We start from the raw sequence: 19,379 nt of genomic DNA, 5'->3' as shown, positions 1-19,379 counted from the left end.
GTGTTTTATCCTTGGGGCTCAGTACATCAGTACGACAGCGCAACTCTGAAATGCAGGCGGTTGGCGTCGCGGCGCCCCGTCTGGCCGGGGTTGACCACATGCGCATAGTCCAATTGCAGGTTGGCGTAGCGGTTCAGCAGGATGCGCAGGCCCAGGCCGGTTGAACCGATCGCCATGCTGTCGATTTCGCCGGGCAAGGCATGATTGCGGCGCACCCAGCCCGTGTCATAAAACGCCAGCGCGCGGCACTGGTAGCCGCCATCGCCGCACCAGTTCGGCGTGTACAGTTCCAGATTCAGATTGGCGCCGGAATCGTTCGCCACTTCGCGTTCCAGGAAGCCGCGCACGGTGGCCGCGCCGCCGACGCCGAACTGCTCGCCCGGCACCAGCGCGTCGGGCGTGTACTGGCCGTTGAACAACGCGCGCCATTGCCAGTCGTTGTCCAGCACCTGGGTATGACTGGCGCTCAGGCGCAAGGTGCTGTAGCCGGCCTTGGCGCCGAAACGTGCCCGCGTAAAATCCTGCTGGCTGCCATTCTTGCCGCCGGGAATATTGCGCGCCAGGGTCATGCCCACGCTGGCCTCGCCACGTGGCAAGCTCCAGGCGCCGATATAGGCGATGCTGACGGGGTGCACCGTCACGTCGGTGCCCAGCTCCATGCCGAAGAACTGCAGGCTGTTGCGGTAGGCCTTGAAGTCCAGGCCATACACCAGCTTGGGTTCATAGTTGTCGCGCTTGCCGAAGTTCTGGTTGTAGCGCGCGCCGGCGGTGGTGCCGCGGCCACTGACGGCCAGGTCGAAGATACCGGCCGCGACGCTGCCCGAATCGACGTTCGAATAACTGGCAAAAAAGTCCAGCGAATCGCCCAGCGCATACAGCGGCACGTGGTAGCCGAAGCCGTACACGGCGACCTGGTTGGCATGCTCGAGCGAGGTCGTGTATTGCAGGCTGGCCACATGATCGCGGCCCCACAGGTTGGCATGCTGCAGCACCACGCTGGCGTGGGTCTTGCCGGAGTCCTTGCTGCCGGTATTGTCGAGGTTGAGCGTGGCTTTCCAGGCGCGTTCGTCCGCCACCGCGATGCTGGCGTCGACCGTGCCGTCGACCTCGCCGGTAGCCAGCTTGACCTCCATCTTGCGGGCCGGATTTTCATTCGCCAGCTTCAGGCTTTGCCCCAGGGCCGACAGATTCGGCGTCTGCCCTTCGACCAGGGCCGGCAAGGCGCGCCGTACATTGGCGTCATCGACATACTGGTTGCCGGTGATGGCCACCTTGCCAACCTGCGTCTGCACCACTTCCAGGCGCACGGCGCCATGCGCCAGCTCCTGTTCCGGCAAGGCCACCAGCACCATGGTGTAGCCGCGCGCGCGGTAGGCGTTTTCCAGTGCCTCGACGGCTTGCTGGATGGCGCCAAAGTTGCGCTGCCGGCCGGCGAACGGCGCCACCAGCGATTGCACCAGTTGCGGTCCCAGCAAGGTGTCGCCGCTGACTTCGTAGCTGGCGATATCAAACAGCGGGACGGCACTGTCGGCGGCGGGGGTTTGGGCGTTTGCGCATGCCGCGCAGAACAACAGCGCGGAACCTGCAAGCAGGCGCACCAGACGATAATTCATGTGTGAGAGTTCTTGTGGTTGCATGGCCAGCCAGGCGCGGCTGGGCCATCAATTAATGAAAAGCAAAGTGTAGACGGATTTTGATTTCCAGTCAGAAATTTCTCTGCTGGCGACGGTTACTTGGTCTGGAAGTTGGTCACACCATCCCAGTCTTCGCCAGGCGGCGTTTCACGATACTGGCGCAGGCGTCCGGCGTACAGCCGGCGCAGCCCATCATCTGGCAATTCCGACAAAATTGCCTCTGCGCCATCCCAGTCGCGCGCACGCCACAGTTCCAGCACGCGCGACCAACGCGCCAGCAGCGCCAGTTCACCGGCATCGGCTTCGGCCAGCAGGCAGCGCGGCTCGAAAATCGCCACCGCTTCGGTCTTGCCCTTGACCCGCACGCGGTCCAGTTCGCGGTAGGCGAATTGCGGCGCCTGCGCACGCGTAAAATCGCTCACGGCGATGCCCACGCCATACACCTTGGTCATGCCTTCCAGGCGCGCGGCCAGGTTGACGGCGTCGCCCATCACGGTATACGCGCGGCGGATGCGCGAGCCCATGTCGCCCACATGCATCAAGCCGCTGTTGATGCCGATGCCGATCCGCAGCGGCGGCCAGCCGCGCGCCTGGAATTGCTGGTTCAATCGACCTGCGCTGCGCTGCATCAGCAGGGCGCTGGCCACGGCACGGCCCGCATGGTCGGGAAACGCCACCGGCGCGCCCCAGAACGCCATCACGGCGTCGCCGATATATTTGTCCAGCGTGCCGCCGTGGCTGTCGCGGATGTCTTCCGACATGGCCGTCAGGTACAGGTTGATATATTCGCGCAACTGCTGCGGCGTCATCTGTTCCGAAATGGCCGTAAAGCCGCGCACGTCGGCAAACAGCACCGTCAGCTCGCGGCTTTCGCCATCCATGCTGTAGCGGTCGGGATTGTCGGCCATCTGCGCCACCAGTTCCGGCGCCACGTACTGGCCGAAGCGCGACACCAGCGCCCTGCCCTTGCGCACCTCGAAAAAATAGCCCCAGGCCAGATTGGCGACGAACAGCGCCGCAATCAACAGCAGCAACACGGCGACATCGAGCGCCGCGTCGAAGTGGTGATACAAGCACCAGTTCAGGCCCAGCGCGCCAGCCAGCGCCGCGCCGGCCAGCAAGACGGCCGTCGCCGGCGCGGCCAGCGCCAGTGCGCCGCCGAGCAGCAAGCCCACCAGCACCACCTGGCCGAACTCGATCGCCAGCGCATAGTCGGGTCGCGACTTGAAATGGCCGTCAAGGATGGATTTGATCAGGTTGGCGTGCACTTCCACACCGGGAAACTCGGCATTGACGGGCGTGGCGCGAATATCGTTCAGGCCGGCGGCTGTGGTGCCCACCAGCACGATGGCGCCGTGCAGCACGTCCGTCGGCACCGCCCCCATCAGCACGTCGGCCGCCGACACATAGCGGAAGGCGCCGCCGTCCGGGCCGCCCTTGCCGCGAAACTCGATGGTGGTGGTCAAGGCTTCGCCGACCGGGATATCGAGGCGTCCGCGCGGCGTAAAGACGGCGATGCGGTCCAGGCCGCCGTGCTCGCGCTCGGCCTCGGACAACTTGTCGGCGGTCTGGCCGAACACGGGCGCGATCGCGCGCGCTTTCAGGTACACGCTGGCCGTGGCCAGCGACAGCGACGGGTAATACGCGTCGCCGATGCGCTGCAGCAGGGTCGATGAGCGCAGCACGCCGTCGCTGTCGGTCAGGGCCGTGAAGATGCCGGCCCCTTGCGCCGCCTGTTGCAGCTGCGCCAGGTTGGCTTCATAGCCGGGCGACGTAAACGCCGTCACCGTGCGCCCATTCAGGTCGGCTAGCGTAAAGGCAGGCTTGGGCAGCACGCCTTTCTTTTGCCGCTCCGACACGCTATAGCCCAGCACCACCGGCTGGCCGCGCATCGCCTCGGCAAACAGGGCGTCGTAATCCATCCGCGGTTTCAGGCGTTCCAGCTGCTCGCTGAAGCCCGGCACGCCAGCCAGTTCGCCCTTGGCCAGGTCGGCCAGCACGCCATAGCCGGAACTGCTGTCGGGTTCGGGAAACGAGATATCGAAGCCGACCGCGGCCACGCCATAGTGGCCCGTCAATTGCGTCACCAGCCGCGCCTGCACGTCGCGGCCCCACGGATAGCGGCCGATCTGGTTCAGGCTTTTTTCATCGATATCGACGATCACGATGCGCTTGTCGAGCTGCGGCGCTTCGGCACGCATGCGCATGTCGCCCAGCATGGCGTCCAGCCGGCCCAAGGTATCGACGCCGAACAGGCCGATGCTGGCGCAGGCGGCCAGCAGCGTCAACAGCGCGCCCAGCAGCAGCCGCGCGCCATGCTTTTTCATGACCGCAAGCCAGCGCATCAGGGCACGTAACCGGGAATGGCCGCCTCGTCGACGGCATCGATCTGGCTCGGATGCATGTGCTTTTCAGCGAAGGTCAGATAGACTTTGCTGCGGATGAAAACGTCGAACAGTTCCGGGTCGATATGCCCGTTCAGGCTGAAATTGCCGAGGATGCGCAGCGACTCGGACAGCGACTTGCCCTTTTTATAGGGACGGTCGCGCGCGGTCAGCGCCTCGAAAATGTCGGCGATCGCCATCAGGCGCGCCGGCACCGACATCTGCTCTTTCGTCAGCCCGCGCGGATAGCCCTTGCCATCCATGCGCTCGTGATGGCCACCCGCATATTCGGGCACCTTCTGCAGGTGCTTGGGCCACGGCAGCGCTTCGAGCATGCGGATCGAGACGCTGATATGGTTGTTGACGATGGCCCGCTCGGCCGCCGTCAGGGTGCCGGCGCGGATGGTCAGGTTTTCCGTCTCGTCGGCGTCGAGAAAATCGCGCAGTTCGCCGTCGGCCGCGCGCCAGCGCCGTCTGGCGATCCGCCGCACTCTTTCCTGGTCGGCTGGCGCCATGCTCTCGCCGCCGATGTTCACCGTGCGGATGAAGTCGCGCTCTTCGCGCAGCGCGGCCTGCTCCTGCGCCAGCGCGCGGGCGATCGCATCCTTGCGTTCCGGCTGCGCCGCCTGCTGGCGCAGGGCGGCGATCTCGGCGTCGCGCAGCAGCACTTCGTAGCGCGTGTCGATCAGGGCGATGCGGTCGAAAATCGTTTCCAGCTTGGTGGCCTTGTCGACCACGTGCACGGGCGTGGTGATCTTGCCGCAATCGTGCAGCAGGCCGGCCAGCCACAGCTGCTTGCGCTCGTTGTCGCTGAGCCGGAAATCGGCCAGCGGCCCCGTTTGCGTGGCGTGCGCGGCGTCGGCCAGCAGCATCGTCAGCTCGGGCACGAACTGGCAATGGCGCCCCGTGTACGGCGACTTTTCATCGATGCCGATATTGATCAGGGTAACCAGCGATTCGAGCAGCTCTTCCAGTTGTGAAATGAGCAGCTGATTCGTCAGCGCCACGCCCGCCTGCGCAGCCAGCGCCTCGATGAAGCGCTGGTCGGTGGAGGAAAAGGCGCGCACCTGGCCTGTGTCGCCATCCTTGGCATTGACCAACTGCAGCACGCCGATCAGATCGCCCTCGTGGTCACTCATGGGCACCGTCAGGATCGATTGCGTGTGGTAGCCATGGTGACGGTCAAAGTCGCGCATGCCGGAAAAATTGAAGCCCTCGTCGCGGTAGACATCGGCGATATTCACGCTGCGGCGCATGTTCGCCGCATACGCGGCCACCGAGGCCAGGTTGGGCTGGCCCGCGCCATCGAACAGGGGCACGCCCGGCAAGCCCATGTCGCCCCCCTGCGCGATGCCCAGGCTGTCATTGACGCTGATGTCGAACGCCAGTTGGCGACCCTCGGCCATGGGCCGGTACAGGGTGGCGCCATCGGCACCGCTCATGCTTTTTGCCAGCAGCACGATGCGCTGCAACAGCGGCCCGATATCGCGCCCCTGGCCACCGAGGCCATGGCCGAGCGCGACACTGAGTTCGGTCAATTGCTCCAGTCTGTGGGCGATTTTCTCAGGGTGCAACTGAGGCATGTTGATGGCAATCAGGTAATGGGCAAGCAAAAAAAGGGAAGTCGGCAAGCGCCAGTGTAACGGTCACCCAGCGCACTGTACATTACTTAGTTGCAACAAAACGAAATAACTTTCCGTATTGCAACATACATAAATGTTGCCGCCAATTCCATTAATTAGAATAGAATCAACAATAATTACACCGTAACAAGGTACTGAATGAAATTCACGTTCAGGGGCGTGCGCGGCTCCATACCCTCCCCCGGCCCGCGCACGGCGCGCTATGGCGGCAATACCACGTGCATCGAAGTACGCACCGACAACGACAGCCTGATCATTCTCGATGCGGGCAGCGGCATCTTCTCGCTGGCGCAGCAATTGCCGCCCGGCCTGCCGGTTGACGCGCACGTTTTCATCACGCACAGCCACTGGGACCACATCCATGGCCTGCCCATGTTCAGCCCCCTGTTCGTGACCGGCAACCGCATGCGCCTGCACGGCGCGTACGATGCCGTCGCCGGACAGGGCATCGAGCACGTGATGGCGGTACAACTGCAAGGCAGCTATTTTCCCGTCAGCGAAGCGGCCATGGCGGCCAGCATCGAATACCGCACCCTGGCGCCCGGCGAAACCGTCGAGGTGGGAGGTGCATGCGTGCGCGGCGCGGAAATGAACCATCCGGTGGTCAACCTGGGCTACCGCATCGACTGCGGCGGCGCTTCGCTGTTTTTCAGCGGCGACCATGAACCGTTCTACAACCTGCATCCGCCGGGCCATGCCGAGCATGCGGCCTGCGCCGAGCGCAATGTGCGGCGCCAGGCCGGCATCGACGCGGTCGTCGCCGGCGTCGATGCGCTGATCATGGATTGCTCGTACACGCGCGACGAATACCCGGCCAAGCAGGGCTGGGGCCACGGCACCTTCGACGCCGCCTTCGACCTGGCCCTGCGCTGCGGCGCGCGGCGCCTGTACTGCACCCACCACGAGCCGACCCGCAGCGACGAGCAGCTCGAAGCCGTGTTTGCCGACGTGATGGGCCGCTATGCGCGCCGCCTGAATGGCTTGCAAGTGTTCCTCGCCTGCGAGGGGCTGACGGTGGAACTGGCCGGGGCATAAAAAAAGGGAACCTTTTGGTTCCCTTTTTCACACATGCGTCCAGTTGGCCCAAGGCCGCCTTACATGATGTGGTGACCAATCCACCAGGCGACTGCGGCAACAAACGCGGAAGCGGGAATCGTGAAGATCCAGGCCCAGACGATGTTACCCGCGACACCCCAGCGCACGGCCGACATTTTTTGTGCCGAGCCGACGCCGACGATGGCGCCCGTGATGGTGTGCGTGGTCGACACGGGAATGCCCAGCGCCGTCGAGACGAACAGGGTGATGGCGCCGCCCGTTTCGGCGCAGAAGCCGCCGACGGGTTTCAACTTGGTGATCTTCTGGCCCATGGTCTTGACGATGCGCCAGCCGCCGAACAGCGTACCGAAGCTGATCGCCGTGTAGCACGAGATGATGACCCACAGCGGCGGCATCTCGTCGGCCACGTTCGAGTAGCCGGCGGCGATCAGCAGCATCCAGATGATGCCGATGGTCTTTTGCGCATCATTGCCGCCGTGGCCCAGGCTGTAGGCCGCCGCCGATGCCAGTTGCAAACGGCGGAACCATTTATCGACCTTGCGCGGCGTGGAGCGCACGAAGATCCACGACACCAGCAGCATCATGATGGAGCCGAACACAAAGCCCAGCACGGGTGCGATGACGATGAAGGCCACGGTTTTCCACAGGCCGGCCGCGACCAGCGCGCCCGTGCCCGACTTGGCGACGGCGGCGCCCACCAGGCCGCCGATCAGGGCGTGCGAGGACGACGATGGAATGCCGTAGTACCAGGTAAACAAATTCCAGAAGATGGCGCCCATCAGCGCGCCGAAGATCACGTACTGGTCGATCACCGTCGGGTCAATGGTTCCTTTTCCCACCGTGGCGGCCACGGTCAGCTGGTGGAACACGAAGATGGCGACGAAGTTGAACGTGGCGGCCATGGCAACCGCGGTCTGCGGTTTCAATACGCCCGTCGAGACCACCGTGGCGATCGCGTTGGCGGCATCGTGGAAGCCGTTCATGAAGTCAAACAGCAGCGCGAGGGCGATCAACAGGCCTAGCACGTAGATGCTGATTTGTATGGTCATTGTAGTTTCTTTTCTGATTCTGGTTCAGGACGGGCCCAACGCTTACGCGTTTTCGACGATGATGCCTTCGATAATATTGGACACATCTTCGCAACGGTCGGTCACGGTTTCCAGAATTTCGTAGATCGCTTTCAGCTTGATCAGGTTGCGCACGTCCGGTTCGTCGCGGAACAGTTTGGACATGGCGGCGCGCATCACGTGATCGGCGTCCGATTCCAGGCGGTCGATCTCTTCGCAGATGGCGACGATCTTGCGCGAGTTATCCATGTTGTGCAGCATGGCGACGGCGTCGCGCACTTTTTCGGTACAGGCCAGCACCAGTTCGGCCAGGCGCTTGGCTTCCGGCGTGACGGCTTTCAGGTCGTACAGCGAAACGGTTTGCGCCGCGTCTTCCAGCAGGTCGAGGATGTCGTCCTGGCGCGTGATCAGCTGATGGATGTCGTCGCGGTCGATCGGCGTGATGAAGGTCTTGTGCAGCATTTCCACGGTGGCGTAGGTGACTTTGTCCGCCTGTTTCTCGATGCTTTCGATCGCATGCACGCGGTTTTCCAGGTCATCGAAATTGGTCATCAGGCCGAGCATTTCTTTAGCGCCCTTGACGCACAGTTCCGCGTGCTGGTTAAACAATTCAAAAAACTTGCCCTCAGTGGGCATCAAGCGTCCAAACATGTCATTCTCCGTTAAGCATTGAGTCGTGTTATTTACTACAGAAAGCCGCCCCGTATGAGGGGGCGGCCAATGGAATATCAGTGCTGCTGAGTCTTAGTCGCCTTGGTAAAGCGCCAGGCCACCACTGTAATTGCCAAATTTGGTGTACTGCCCCATGAAGGTGAGGCGGATGCTGCCGATCGGACCGTTACGTTGTTTACCGATGATGATTTCGGCCGTTCCCTTGTCTGGCGAGTCGGGGTTATACACCTCGTCACGGTAAATGAACAGGATCACGTCGGCATCCTGCTCAATAGCGCCCGATTCGCGCAAGTCCGACATCACGGGACGCTTGTTCGGGCGCTGTTCCAGCGAGCGGTTCAGCTGCGACAACGCAATCACGGGGCAACCGAGTTCTTTCGCCAGGCCTTTCAAGCCGCGCGAAATCTCGGAAATCTCCGTGGCGCGGTTGTCGCCCGGGCTATTGGCCGACATCAGTTGCAAGTAATCGACGATGATCAGGCCCAGCTTGCCGCATTGACGCGACAAACGGCGCGAGCGGGCGCGCAATTCGATCGAGTTCAAGGCCGGCGTTTCATCGATGTACAACTGGGCGTCGTTCATCTTTTGAATCGCATTCGTCAGGCGTGGCCAGTCTTCGTCGTTCAGGCGGCCCGTGCGCAGACGGTGCTGGTCGAGCTGGCCGACGGAACCGAGCATACGCATGGCCAGCTGGGCGCCGCCCATCTCCATCGAGAACACGGCCACGGGCAAGCCGCTGTCGATGGCCACGTTTTCGCCGATGTTGACGGAAAACGCCGTCTTGCCCATCGAAGGACGGCCCGCCACGATCACCAGGTCGCCCGGCTGCAGACCGGAGGTCATGCGGTCGAGGTCGATGAAACCGGTGGGCACGCCCGTGATTTCACTCTGGTTGTCGCGGCTGTACAACTCGTCGATACGCTCGACCACCTGCGTCAGCAGGGGCTGGATGGCGGTCCAGCCCTGGGCGCCGCGCGCGCCTTCTTCGGCGATGGCGAAAATCTTCGATTCGGCCTCGTCAAGCATCTGCTTGACTTCCTTGCCTTGCGGGCTGAAGGCCGTGCCGGAGATATCGTCGGCGACGGTGATGAGTTTGCGCAGCACGCCGCGGTCGCGCACGATCTCGGCATAACGCCGGATGTTCGCGGCCGATGGCGTGTTTTGCGCCATGGCGTTCAGGTAAGCGAGTCCGCCCACATCATCGGCCTTGCCGAGCTGGGTCAGGGTTTCAAAAACAGTAATGACATCGGCGGGCCTGGAGCCGTTAATCATCTTGACGATTTGCTCGAAGATGATGCGATGGTCATAGCGATAGAAATCCTCCGCATGCATGAAGTCGGCGATGCGGTCATACGCTGCATTGTCGCGCAACAGACCACCGATAACGGATTGTTCTGCTTCGATCGAATGCGGCGGAATACGGAGGGAATCCAGTTGCGGATCAGAGGGAGCGTTCATGGCGCGAATTATACCCGCTTCGGCGTGCTGGCAAAAATAAAGGGCTGAAATTGAGCGAAAAAAAGGCCACAAAAAAGCCGGGCGAACCCGGCTTTTCATAGTGCGGCAATGCTTGCGGGCCAGGCCCGCAGACGATTACGCGTTCGCGTCTGGTACGACAGCGATAACAACTTCCACGACCACGTCGGTGTGCAGAGCAACCGAAACGTTGTGCTCGCCAACGATCTTCAGCGGGCCGGTAGGCATGCGGATTTGTGCTTTTTCAACAGCAAAACCTTGCTTGGTCAGCGCTTCAGCGATGTCGAAGTTGGTGACGGAACCGAACAGACGGCCATCAACACCAGCTTTTTGAGCAACTTGAACGGTCAGGCCGCTCAGTTTTTCGCCCTGGGCTTGCGATGCGGCCAGTTTGGCGGCAGCAGCTTTTTCCAGTTCGGCGCGCTTGACTTCGAATTCAGCCACAGCGGTTGCCGTGGCACGACGTGCCAGGCGTTGCGGGATCAGGAAGTTACGTGCGTAACCGTCTTTGACTTTGACGACTTCGCCGAGGTTACCGACGTTAACAACTTTTTCTAACAGAATGATTTGCATAGTTCTTCTCCAGGAATATCTGACCGATTAAGCGTGGTGCAGATCGGTGTATGGCAGCAGCGCGAGGAAGCGAGCGCGCTTGATTGCGGTGTCGACTTGGCGCTGGTAGTGCGCTTTGGTACCGGTCAGGCGTGCTGGCATGATCTTGCCGTTTTCCTGGACGAAGTCTTTCAGCGTGTCGACGTCTTTGTAGTCGACTTGCTCAACGTGAGCTGCGGTGAAGCGGCAGAACTTCTTGCGTTTGAACAAAGGGTTTTGCTGTTTGCGTTTTTCTTTAAGCTTGAGCTTATTTTTGTCGAACTTTTTACCGAATGCCATGTCAGGCTCCTGTATCTAAAATGCGCTAGTCAGAATTGACTGCACTAAAATCAATGATGTGAAACACCAAACTCTTGCTGTTGCGGCTCTTCCTGGCCAGGAAACCCGTGAACTGATACACCCCACCCAAGCTTGCCTGGCTGAACCGGCCTGAGATTTCGCCAGCGGCTAGCGCGGCAACATCAAACTCGGTCAAACGGGCAATTCCTGCTTCCATCTGCTGCGAACTGTGTTGCAATACTGCATTCACAATCGGCAGCCCTGCCGGGGTATAGCGCAATATTTCGCGCTCGGCAATGATGGCGGTAACTTGTAGCTGGTTCAGCGCACGATCCTGGTCAAGAATTAAGCTGCGGCTGCGACTGGAGCGGCTGCTGGTGCTTCGGTGCGGTGGCTTTTGGCCGCGTCTTCGCGTTGTACCGATTTCATCATCGGCGAAGGAGCTGTTTCAGCTTTCTTCATTTTAACGGTCAGGTGACGCAACACGGCATCATTGAATTTGAATGCTGTTTCCAACTCGACCAGGGTCTCGTTGTCGCATTCGATGTTCAGGCAGATGTAGTGTGCTTTAGGCAGCTTTTGGATCGAGTAAGCCATTTGACGGCGACCCCAATCTTCCACGCGGTGAACCGAACCGCCGCGGGTGGTTACGCTGGCTTTGTAGCGTTCGATCATCGCGGGCACTTGCTCGCTTTGGTCCGGATGGACGATAAAGACTATTTCATAATGACGCATGCAAACTCCTTCAGGTCGGATTAATAATCGCCCACCCCGGCGTCAAGACGGGTGTGGGAAGGTCAGCCGAAGATTATAACCGCCTTTTGCAAACGTTTCAATCATTCCTTCAACAAGCGGCCCGCGCACGGGGCAGGTCAGGCGTTTTTTCCTGCCCATTCCGGTATTTCGCACGAAATTCGCGCAAATGACGGAAATCCCCTTGCATAGTGGGCGATACTGTACAAAAATACAGACTGTTCATATAGACAGCATTTTAGTATGCACCCACCGCTCATGATCAAGCTGACAGCACGACAAGAACAAATCCTGAACCTGATCAAGGACGCGATTGAAAACACGGGTTTTCCTCCCACCCGTGCCGAAATCGCCAATGAACTGGGTTTCAAATCGGCCAATGCGGCCGAAGAGCATTTGCAGGCCCTGGCCCGCAAGGGCGCGATCGAGATTTCGCCCGGCACCTCGCGCGGCATCCGCCTGATCGGCGCGGCGGCCGAAGCGCAGGCATCGAAAGTGCCGGCGGCGCTGCTGATGTCGCTGCCCCTGATCGGCCGGGTGGCGGCAGGCTCGCCCATCCTGGCACAGGAAAACCTGGAGGCAAGCTACAACGTCGACCCGGCCCTGTTCTCGGCCAAGCCCGACTTCCTGCTGAAGGTGCGCGGCTGGTCCATGCGCGACGCCGGTATCATGGATGGCGACTTATTGGCCGTGAAGAAGGTCGACAGCGCCAAGAATGGCCAGATCGTCGTCGCCCGCATCGGCGACGAAGTCACCGTCAAGCGCTACAAGAAGACGGGTTCCGTCATCGAACTGCTGCCGGAAAACCCCGACTTCAAGGTCATCACCGTGTCGCCGGAAGATGAGTTTGCCCTGGAAGGTTTAGCGGTAGGCTTGATGCGCAGCTGGCATTAAGTTTTACGCGCAAAAAAAGGGCCGCGACAGCATGACTGTCGCGGCCCTTTTCATTTATCCGGATACTTATACATCGAGTGCCTGGCGGAAATCCTCAAGCAGATCCGCCTCATCCTCGATGCCCACGGACACGCGGATCAGGGACTCTGCGATGCCCATGCTGGCACGGCGCTCCGCACCCATCTCGTAGAAGATCGTGTGGGCGACGGGAATGACCAGGGTGCGCGTGTCACCAAGGTTGCTTGCCGGAATCGCCAGATTCAAACGATTGAGGAAATCGAAGCAATCGATGCCCTCTTTTAATTCAAAGCTGAACAGCGAGCCATAGCTGCGGAACAAGTCCTTCGCCAGCGCGTGCTGCGGGTGCGACGCCAAGCCCGGGTAATGCACTGCCGCCACGCGCGGGTCGGCGGCAAGCATCGTGGCCAGCGCCAGGGCGTTGGAACAGGTGCGGTCCATGCGCAAGGCCATGGTTTCCGCGCCGACGGCGATATGGTGCGCCGCTTCCGGGCCCAGCGATGCGCCGAAGTCGCGCAAGGCCTTGGCGCGGATTTGCGCGATGCCCCACTGGGCTGGCGCCGCTTTCTTATAATTATCGAAAATGTTCGGGTAGCGCGTCCAGTCGAACACGCCCGTGTCCGTCAAGCTGCCGCCCAGCGCATTGCCGTGGCCGCCGATGGATTTCGTCAATGCATTGACCACCAGGCCCGCGCCCACCGCTTTCGGGCGGAACAGGTAAGGCGTCGTCATCGTGTTGTCGACGATGTACAAAATGCCACGTTCCTTGCACAGCGCGCCGATCTTTGCCAGGTCGGCGATCTGCGTGCGCGGATTGGCGATGGTTTCCACGAACACAATGCGCGTGGCCGGCGTGATGGCGGCCGCCACGTTGGCCACCTCGGTGGCGTCGACGAAGGACACGGCGATGCCCTGCCCCGTCACCGTTTGCCACAGGCTGTTGGTATTACCAAACAGAAAGGCCGACGACACGACATGGTCGCCCGCGCGCAGCAGCGACTGCACCACGGCGCCGATGGCGCCCATGCCAGTGGCGAAGCACAGGGTCGCCACGCCGTCTTCCATCTGGTTGACCTTGTCTTCCAGCGCGGACACGGTCGGGTTGCCCTGGCGGCCGTAGCGGAAACCGGGCTCCTTGCCCTGGAACACGGAAGCGAGCTGGCGTGCGTCGCTGTAGCCGAACGCGACGGAGGTGTGCACAGGCTTGTGCAGCGAGCCATGCTCGATACCCTTGCGGCGGTCGTTATGCAGGATGGTGGTGGTAAAGCCGTAGTTTTTTTTGGTGGTCATGGTGGAAGTTCCGGATATTCGATTTGCCGCTTAACCCCAAGGCAAATGCTGGGGTCAGACCTGAAGGTCTGACCCCGAAAAAAAGCCCGGCATCGGCCGGGCAGGTTACTTATGCTTCTGTCGTCGCCAGGTTCAGGTTCAGCTGGGAACGTGGCGTATCTTCGGGCGCTGCCGCCTTCGGATGGTGGCGCGCATATTCCAGGCGGTCCAGATATTCCTGCGACACGTCGCCCGTCACGTACACGCCATCGAAGCACGACGCCTCGAAATTGACCAGGGCAGGATTGACGTCGGCGATCGCCTGCTTCAACGCGCCGATATCCTGGTACACCAGATAGTCGGCCGTGATTTCGCGGCACACTTCCTCCGTCGTGCGGCCATAGGCGATCAGCTCATCGCGCGTCGGCATGTCGATGCCGTACACGTTCGGGTAAATCACCGGTGGCGCGGCCGAGGCGAAGATGACTTTCGTCGCGCCCGCTTCGCGTGCCATCTGCACGATTTCACGGCTGGTGGTCCCGCGCACGATGGAATCGTCGACCAGCAACACCACTTTATCCTTGAATTCGGACGGAATAGCGTTGAGCTTCTGGCGCACGGATTTCTTGCGCGCCGCCTGGCCCGGCATGATGAAGGTGCGGCCGATGTAGCGGTTCTTGATGAAGCCTTCGCGGTATTCCAGGTTCAGCGCCAGTGCCAGCTGGATGGCGGCAGGACGCGAGGAATCGGGAATCGGCATGACCACGTCAATATGCACGTCCGGCAATTCGGCACGGATCTTTTCAGCAAGGTATTCGCCCATTTTCAGGCGCGTGGCGTACACGGAGGCGCCGTCGATGACGGAGTCGGGACGGGCCAGGTAGACGAATTCGAACACGCAGGGATTCAGGCTGGCGTTGTCGGCGCACTGGGCGCTGTGCAATTTCTTGTCGGCATCGATGAAGACGGCTTCGCCGGGACCGATGTCGCGCACGAAGCGGAAGCCCATGCCTTCCAGCGCCACGGATTCGGAGGCGATCAGGTATTCGGGGCCTTGCTCCGTTTCATTGATGCCCAGGCACAACGGACGGATGCCGTGCGGGTCGCGGAAGGCCAGCAAGCCCACGCCGGCGATTTGCGCCACGGCGGCGTAGCCGCCCTTGACGCGGCGATTCAGCACGGTGATGGCCTTGAAGATGGCTTCCGGGTCCAGATTCAGGCCCGTCGTCGCTTCCTGGATTTCATGCGCCAGCACATTGAGCAGCACTTCCGAATCGGAATCGGTATTGATGTGGCGGCGGTCATTTTTGAACATTTCCTGCTTCAACTGTTCCCAGTTGGTCAGGTTGCCATTGTGCGCCAGGGTAATGCCGAACGGCGCATTCACATAAAACGGTTGTGCTTCCTCTTCGCTCGACGAACCGGCCGTCGGATAGCGGCAATGGCCGATGCCCGTCGTGCCTTGCAGCGAACGCATGTTGCGCGTACGGAAGACGTCACGCACGAGGCCATTGGCTTTGTGCATGGAAAACATACTGCTGTGATTGGTCGCAATCCCTGCCGCGTCCTGACCGCGATGTTGCAAGAGCAACAATGCATCATAGAGCAATTGATTGACAGGTTGATGGGAAACGACGCCGACGATGCCACACATGGTGTGCTCCTAAACTGTGCTACTGATTTTAAAAAAATTCAAAATTTCACATGCTGCGCGTAAGCGGCAGGCAGATAAGGCTTGATGGCGCGCGCGCCCTGCTCCGCGAACGGACTGAGCAGCGCGTTTTTCCAGAATGGCTGCTGCGGTATGGACGTCATGCCGCACAAGATGACGGCGGTCAGCACGATCACAAGCCCCCGCGCCACGCCGAACAGGCTGCCCAGGGTGCGGTCGGCCAGGCTCAGGCCCGTCACCTTGACCAGTGCGTCGACCGTCATGGACAGCAACCCCATCAAAATGCGCACGCCGATGAACAGCACCACGAAGGCCAGCAACAGGCGGACGGCTTCGCCCGGCACGGCTTCCGGCAGGAATTTCGCCAGGGTGGCGCCATACGCGTTGGCGATGACGAAAGCCACGATCCAGCTGACCAATGACAGTATTTCCTTGACCAGGCCACGCATCATGCTGATCAGCACGGACGTCATCAGCACGAACAGCACCAGGTAATCGAAGATCGTCACGCCCGTTCAGCCTTGCAACATCAAGCCGGCACCAGGCTGCCGCCCAGGCCCAGCTTTTGCAGCTTGGCGCGGGTCTTTTCGGCGTCTTCGCGACTGCCGAACGGGCCCACGCGCACGCGGATGCGCTCGCCCGACGGGCTGGAGACTTTCTGCGTATAGGACTTGATGCCAGCTTCGCGCAGCTTGTCCTGCAATTCATCGACCTTGTCCTGCGTCGCCAGAGCCGCCACCTGCACCACGAACTTGCCGCTGCCGGCGTCGTGTGCCTTGTCTTGCGCTTTCTCTTGCGGCTTGTCGATTGGCTTGCCTTCCAGAATCGCCATGGCGCGCGCGGCATCGTCGGCCGATTGCGCCGGCTTGGCAGGCTTCGCTTCAGGCTTGGCTTCCGGTTTTACCTCATGCTTGGGTTCAGGCTTCGATTCCACCTTGACCTCGTGCTTCGGTTCCGGCTTGGCTTCATGTTTCGGCTCAGGCTTCGGCTCCACCTTGACCGGCTTGGGCTCAGGCTTGGGCTCGGGTTTCGGTTCCACATAGGCCGGCTTGACCGGCGCAGGCTGGACGGCGGCCAGCACGGGGGCCGGTGCCGCTGCTGGTGCCGGCGTGGGCCTGGCCGCAGGCGGCAGCGGTGCGTCGATGATTTCCTCGGACTGGTCCAGGCCATTGTGCGCAGCCGCCTGCGCGGGCACGGCCGGCACGGGTGCAGGCGCAGGCGCGGCGGCCTTTTCTTTCGACGGAATGTCGATGGCGATATCGTTGAATGGCGCTTTCGGTTCGGAATCGAGCAGCATCGGCAAGCCGACAGCCACACCCAGGGCCAGGGCGATGGCACCGACCAGGCGGCGGCGGGCGCGCTTTTTTTCAGGCAAGACCGGATCCGGCGCTTCCTTGCCGCCACGGCGCGATCCGCCGCCACCGGAGGTGTTGGCGGCGCGTTTGCGGCTCGGCGACTGTGCTTCGCCAGGAACATAAAAGCCGCTGTCTTCGCCAGAGGATTCTTGCTTGTTTTTAAACAGTTTCGAGAACAAGCCCATGCGTGATTTTCAGTCGAGTGCGTTTCAGTGAAGTGAGGATTTTCGGGCCTTCATCACGCCGGCGACGGTGAGGAAAGAACCAAAGACCACGATTCTATCATTCTCACCGGCCCGGCTCATTGCATTTGCAAAAGCTTGTGCCGGATCATCGAAAATAGACACAGTATGCTCACTGCTGTCGGGCTTATCTTCGAGCATGATCTGCACCTTGGCGGCCAGCTCGGAAGCCGTTGCCGCGCGCGGCGACGGCAGGCCCGTCAGGCACCAGTGGTCGACGTGTTCGCTCATCGCGGCCAGCACGCCATCGATATCCTTGTCGTGCATGGAACCGAACACGGCATAGGTGTATGGGTGATAGCCCATATTGCCCAGGTTCTGGTTCAGCGCCGACGCCGCGTGCGGGTTGTGCGCCACATCGAGGATCACGCTGGGGCGGCCAGGCAAGACCTGGAAGCGGCCCGGCAGTTCCACCGTCACCAGACCCGTGCGCACTTCCTGCGCGCCCACGGGCAGTGTCAGCCTCAGCACTTCCAGCGCGGCCAGCACGGCCGTCGCATTCAGGATCTGGTTGGCGCCGCGCAAGCTTGGATACGCGAGAGAATTGCGGCGCTGCTCGCGTCCGCCATAGTTCCACTGCTGCTTGTCGCCCGAATAATTGAAATCGCGGCCCATCAGCCACAGGTCGGCGCCGATGGCCTCGGCATGGTCGATCAGCGACTGCGGCGGCACGGGGTCGCTGCAGATGGCCACCTTGCCCGGGCGGAAGATGCCGGCCTTTTCAAAGCCGATCGCTTCGCGCGTGTCGCCCAGGTAATCCGTGTGGTCGATGTCGACGCTGGTGACGATGGCCACATCGGCGTCGATCACGTTGACGGCATCGAGACGCCCGCCCAGGCCCACTTCCAGGATGACCACATCCAGCTTGGCCTGCGACAGCAGGTGCAGGATGGCCAGGGTGGTGAATTCAAAATATGTGAGCGGCGTGTCGCCGCGCACGGCTTCGACGGCATTGAAGCTGGCAACGAGCTGTTCGTCGCTGGCCATCTCGCCCAGCACGCGCGCGCGCTCGTTAAAATCGAGGAAGTGCGGCTTGATGTACAGCCCCACTTTGTAGCCGGCACGCAACAGCACGGATTCCAGCATGGCGCAGGTGGAACCCTTGCCATTCGTGCCCGCCACCATGATCACGGGGCAAGTAAACGCCAGTTGCATGCGCGCCTTGACGGCTTGCACGCGGTCCAGGCCCATGTTGATCTGGGTTTCCGAATGGCGGGTTTCCAGCATGGCGAGCCAGTCCGGCAATGACGTAGGGAGGTTTTGCATGGGAGACTTCTTGAAGGATGCGATGCGCAAGGCGCAGAAGAGATATAACGAGGCAGGACGATGTAGGTCGGGTTAGGCCAAAGGCCGTAACCCGACGCCAGCGGCAAATTAAGCCAACACTTCCACAGCCTGGTTCTGCAACAAGGCCAGCAGACGGGCGATTTCTTCGCGCATCTTGCGGCGGTCGACGATCATGTCGACGGCGCCCTTGGTGACGAGGAACTCGGCGCGCTGGAAGCCTTCCGGCAGTTTTTCGCGCACGGTGTTTTCAATCACGCGCGGACCGGCAAAGCCGATCAGCGCTTTCGGCTCGGCGATCACCACGTCGCCCATGAAGGCGAACGAGGCGGACACGCCACCCATGGTCGGGTCGGTAAGCACGCTGATGAATGGCAATTTCTTTTCCGACAGCTTGGTCAGCATGGCCGTGGTTTTCGCCATCTGCATCAGCGACAGCAAGCCTTCCTGCATGCGCGCGCCACCGGTGGCGGTGATGCAAATGAACGGCACTTTCTGTTCCAGCGCGATCTGTGCGCCGCGCACGAAGCGCTCGCCCACGACGGAGCCCATGGAGCCGCCCATGAATTCGAATTCGAAGCACGCCACGACCACTGGCAGGCTCATGATGGCGCCGCCCATGACGACCATCGCATCCGTCTCGCCCGTCGCTTCCATGGCGGACTTCAGGCGGTCCGGGTATTTCTTGCTATCCTTGAATTTCAAGGTATCGACAGGCAGGATTTCCTGGCCGATTTCATAGCGGCCACCCGCGTCGAGCAGGCTGTCGAGGCGTTCGCGCGCGCGGATGCGCATGTGGTGATCGCATTTCGGGCACACGTGCAAATTCGATTCCAGGTCCGTACGGTACAGCACGGCTTCGCACGACGGGCACTTGACCCACAGGCCTTCCGGCATGGTCTTGCGCGCGGCAGCATCAGAACGCTGTATGCGCGGTGGCAGCAGTTTTTCCAACCAACTCATATTTTCTCCTTGGGCCCTTGTAGGGTAGCGTCGGTGGACGCCCCCGGCAGACGGTCAACGGCGACGCCCCGCAGGGCGCCACCAAAAATTTTATCTATTGCACAAT

18 protein-coding genes are annotated in these 19,379 nt (G+C 61.3%); 2 read left to right on the top strand and 16 right to left on the bottom strand.

The window, feature by feature from the left end:
* Positions 1–26: 26 nt before the first annotated feature.
* The 3 genes from KY494_RS25285 to KY494_RS25275 all read right to left on the bottom strand — a co-directional run bounded on the left by KY494_RS25285 (position 27) and on the right by KY494_RS25275 (position 5,601).
* Entirely contained in the window at positions 27–1,613 is a 1,587-nt protein-coding gene (locus KY494_RS25285) for a ShlB/FhaC/HecB family hemolysin secretion/activation protein (protein WP_219888623.1), read from the bottom strand.
* Positions 1,614–1,729: 116 nt separating this feature from the next.
* A complete protein-coding gene (locus tag KY494_RS25280) occupies positions 1,730–3,961 on the bottom strand; it encodes a CHASE2 domain-containing protein (protein WP_258194454.1) in 2,232 nt (743 codons plus the stop codon).
* A gap of 17 nt (positions 3,962–3,978) precedes the next feature.
* The gene (locus KY494_RS25275) at positions 3,979–5,601 is read right to left on the bottom strand and encodes an HD family phosphohydrolase (protein WP_219888621.1); all 1,623 of its coding nucleotides are present in this window, start codon (positions 5,599–5,601) and stop codon (positions 3,979–3,981) included.
* Between the two features lie 198 nt (positions 5,602–5,799).
* On the opposite strand from KY494_RS25275, the gene KY494_RS25270 reads away from it, so the two are divergent.
* Positions 5,800–6,696, top strand: coding sequence for an MBL fold metallo-hydrolase (locus KY494_RS25270; protein ID WP_219888620.1), 897 nt, complete (start codon positions 5,800–5,802; stop codon positions 6,694–6,696).
* A 59-nt stretch (positions 6,697–6,755) separates the two neighbouring features.
* Here the strand turns inward: KY494_RS25270 and KY494_RS25265 are convergent, their stop codons facing one another.
* The 7 genes from KY494_RS25265 to rpsF all read right to left on the bottom strand — a co-directional run bounded on the left by KY494_RS25265 (position 6,756) and on the right by rpsF (position 11,558).
* On the bottom strand, positions 6,756–7,766 hold the full coding sequence (locus KY494_RS25265) for an inorganic phosphate transporter (protein WP_219133816.1): 1,011 nt from the start codon (positions 7,764–7,766) through the stop codon (positions 6,756–6,758).
* A 42-nt stretch (positions 7,767–7,808) separates the two neighbouring features.
* Positions 7,809–8,435: a DUF47 domain-containing protein gene (locus KY494_RS25260; RefSeq protein WP_010400015.1), complete on the bottom strand. Its 627-nt coding sequence runs from the start codon at positions 8,433–8,435 to the stop codon at positions 7,809–7,811.
* 93 nt (positions 8,436–8,528) lie between these two features.
* Positions 8,529–9,914: a replicative DNA helicase gene (locus tag KY494_RS25255; protein ID WP_071076107.1), complete on the bottom strand. Its 1,386-nt coding sequence runs from the start codon at positions 9,912–9,914 to the stop codon at positions 8,529–8,531.
* A 135-nt stretch (positions 9,915–10,049) separates the two neighbouring features.
* Positions 10,050–10,505 carry a 50S ribosomal protein L9 gene (gene rplI / locus KY494_RS25250; protein ID WP_034783456.1) on the bottom strand — a complete coding sequence of 152 codons (456 nt, stop codon included), beginning with the start codon at positions 10,503–10,505 and terminating at the stop codon, positions 10,050–10,052.
* A 27-nt stretch (positions 10,506–10,532) separates the two neighbouring features.
* Entirely contained in the window at positions 10,533–10,823 is a 291-nt protein-coding gene (gene rpsR / locus KY494_RS25245) for a 30S ribosomal protein S18 (RefSeq protein ID WP_010400024.1), read from the bottom strand.
* A gap of 25 nt (positions 10,824–10,848) precedes the next feature.
* On the bottom strand, positions 10,849–11,148 hold the full coding sequence (gene priB / locus KY494_RS25240) for a primosomal replication protein N (RefSeq protein ID WP_034783455.1): 300 nt from the start codon (positions 11,146–11,148) through the stop codon (positions 10,849–10,851).
* A 20-nt stretch (positions 11,149–11,168) separates the two neighbouring features.
* Positions 11,169–11,558: a 30S ribosomal protein S6 gene (rpsF, locus tag KY494_RS25235; RefSeq protein ID WP_116745195.1), complete on the bottom strand. Its 390-nt coding sequence runs from the start codon at positions 11,556–11,558 to the stop codon at positions 11,169–11,171.
* A gap of 276 nt (positions 11,559–11,834) precedes the next feature.
* On the opposite strand from rpsF, the gene lexA reads away from it, so the two are divergent.
* Positions 11,835–12,470 (top strand): transcriptional repressor LexA, encoded by a 636-nt coding sequence (gene lexA / locus KY494_RS25230; RefSeq protein WP_219133915.1) that lies wholly within the window; start codon positions 11,835–11,837, stop codon positions 12,468–12,470.
* A gap of 66 nt (positions 12,471–12,536) precedes the next feature.
* Here the strand turns inward: lexA and KY494_RS25225 are convergent, their stop codons facing one another.
* The 6 genes from KY494_RS25225 to accD all read right to left on the bottom strand — a co-directional run bounded on the left by KY494_RS25225 (position 12,537) and on the right by accD (position 19,273).
* Positions 12,537–13,778, bottom strand: coding sequence for a cystathionine gamma-synthase family protein (locus tag KY494_RS25225; protein WP_219888619.1), 1,242 nt, complete (start codon positions 13,776–13,778; stop codon positions 12,537–12,539).
* Positions 13,779–13,887: 109 nt separating this feature from the next.
* Positions 13,888–15,411 carry an amidophosphoribosyltransferase gene (gene purF, locus KY494_RS25220; protein ID WP_219133818.1) on the bottom strand — a complete coding sequence of 508 codons (1,524 nt, stop codon included), beginning with the start codon at positions 15,409–15,411 and terminating at the stop codon, positions 13,888–13,890.
* 38 nt (positions 15,412–15,449) lie between these two features.
* Entirely contained in the window at positions 15,450–15,938 is a 489-nt protein-coding gene (locus tag KY494_RS25215) for a CvpA family protein (RefSeq protein WP_219888618.1), read from the bottom strand.
* Positions 15,939–15,958: 20 nt separating this feature from the next.
* Entirely contained in the window at positions 15,959–16,969 is a 1,011-nt protein-coding gene (locus tag KY494_RS25210; RefSeq protein ID WP_219888617.1) for an SPOR domain-containing protein, read from the bottom strand.
* A 24-nt stretch (positions 16,970–16,993) separates the two neighbouring features.
* Positions 16,994–18,292: a bifunctional tetrahydrofolate synthase/dihydrofolate synthase gene (gene folC, locus KY494_RS25205; RefSeq protein WP_219888616.1), complete on the bottom strand. Its 1,299-nt coding sequence runs from the start codon at positions 18,290–18,292 to the stop codon at positions 16,994–16,996.
* 108 nt (positions 18,293–18,400) lie between these two features.
* A complete protein-coding gene (accD, locus tag KY494_RS25200; RefSeq protein ID WP_010400390.1) occupies positions 18,401–19,273 on the bottom strand; it encodes an acetyl-CoA carboxylase, carboxyltransferase subunit beta in 873 nt (290 codons plus the stop codon).
* Positions 19,274–19,379: the final 106 nt, after the last annotated feature.

Source organism: Janthinobacterium sp. PAMC25594, assembly GCF_019443505.1.
Classification (GTDB): Bacteria; Pseudomonadota; Gammaproteobacteria; order Burkholderiales; family Burkholderiaceae_D; genus Janthinobacterium.
This window is presented reverse-complemented; position numbering and strand designations above follow the sequence as displayed.

What these genes read in the sequence shown, in the direction of transcription:
- KY494_RS25285 (WP_219888623.1), bottom strand. Translation starts at nt 1,613, where the DNA reads ATGAATTATCGTCTGGTGCGCCTGCTTGCAGGTTCCGCGCTGTTGTTC.
- KY494_RS25280 (WP_258194454.1), bottom strand. Translation starts at nt 3,961, where the DNA reads ATGAAAAAGCATGGCGCGCGGCTGCTGCTGGGCGCGCTGTTGACGCTG.
- KY494_RS25275 (WP_219888621.1), bottom strand. Translation starts at nt 5,601, where the DNA reads ATGCCTCAGTTGCACCCTGAGAAAATCGCCCACAGACTGGAGCAATTG.
- KY494_RS25270 (WP_219888620.1), top strand. Translation starts at nt 5,800, where the DNA reads ATGAAATTCACGTTCAGGGGCGTGCGCGGCTCCATACCCTCCCCCGGC.
- KY494_RS25265 (WP_219133816.1), bottom strand. Translation starts at nt 7,766, where the DNA reads ATGACCATACAAATCAGCATCTACGTGCTAGGCCTGTTGATCGCCCTC.
- KY494_RS25260 (WP_010400015.1), bottom strand. Translation starts at nt 8,435, where the DNA reads ATGTTTGGACGCTTGATGCCCACTGAGGGCAAGTTTTTTGAATTGTTT.
- KY494_RS25255 (WP_071076107.1), bottom strand. Translation starts at nt 9,914, where the DNA reads ATGAACGCTCCCTCTGATCCGCAACTGGATTCCCTCCGTATTCCGCCG.
- rplI (WP_034783456.1), bottom strand. Translation starts at nt 10,505, where the DNA reads ATGCAAATCATTCTGTTAGAAAAAGTTGTTAACGTCGGTAACCTCGGC.
- rpsR (WP_010400024.1), bottom strand. Translation starts at nt 10,823, where the DNA reads ATGGCATTCGGTAAAAAGTTCGACAAAAATAAGCTCAAGCTTAAAGAA.
- rpsF (WP_116745195.1), bottom strand. Translation starts at nt 11,558, where the DNA reads ATGCGTCATTATGAAATAGTCTTTATCGTCCATCCGGACCAAAGCGAG.
- lexA (WP_219133915.1), top strand. Translation starts at nt 11,835, where the DNA reads ATGATCAAGCTGACAGCACGACAAGAACAAATCCTGAACCTGATCAAG.
- KY494_RS25225 (WP_219888619.1), bottom strand. Translation starts at nt 13,778, where the DNA reads ATGACCACCAAAAAAAACTACGGCTTTACCACCACCATCCTGCATAAC.
- purF (WP_219133818.1), bottom strand. Translation starts at nt 15,411, where the DNA reads ATGTGTGGCATCGTCGGCGTCGTTTCCCATCAACCTGTCAATCAATTG.
- KY494_RS25210 (WP_219888617.1), bottom strand. Translation starts at nt 16,969, where the DNA reads ATGGGCTTGTTCTCGAAACTGTTTAAAAACAAGCAAGAATCCTCTGGC.
- folC (WP_219888616.1), bottom strand. Translation starts at nt 18,292, where the DNA reads ATGCAAAACCTCCCTACGTCATTGCCGGACTGGCTCGCCATGCTGGAA.
- accD (WP_010400390.1), bottom strand. Translation starts at nt 19,273, where the DNA reads ATGAGTTGGTTGGAAAAACTGCTGCCACCGCGCATACAGCGTTCTGAT.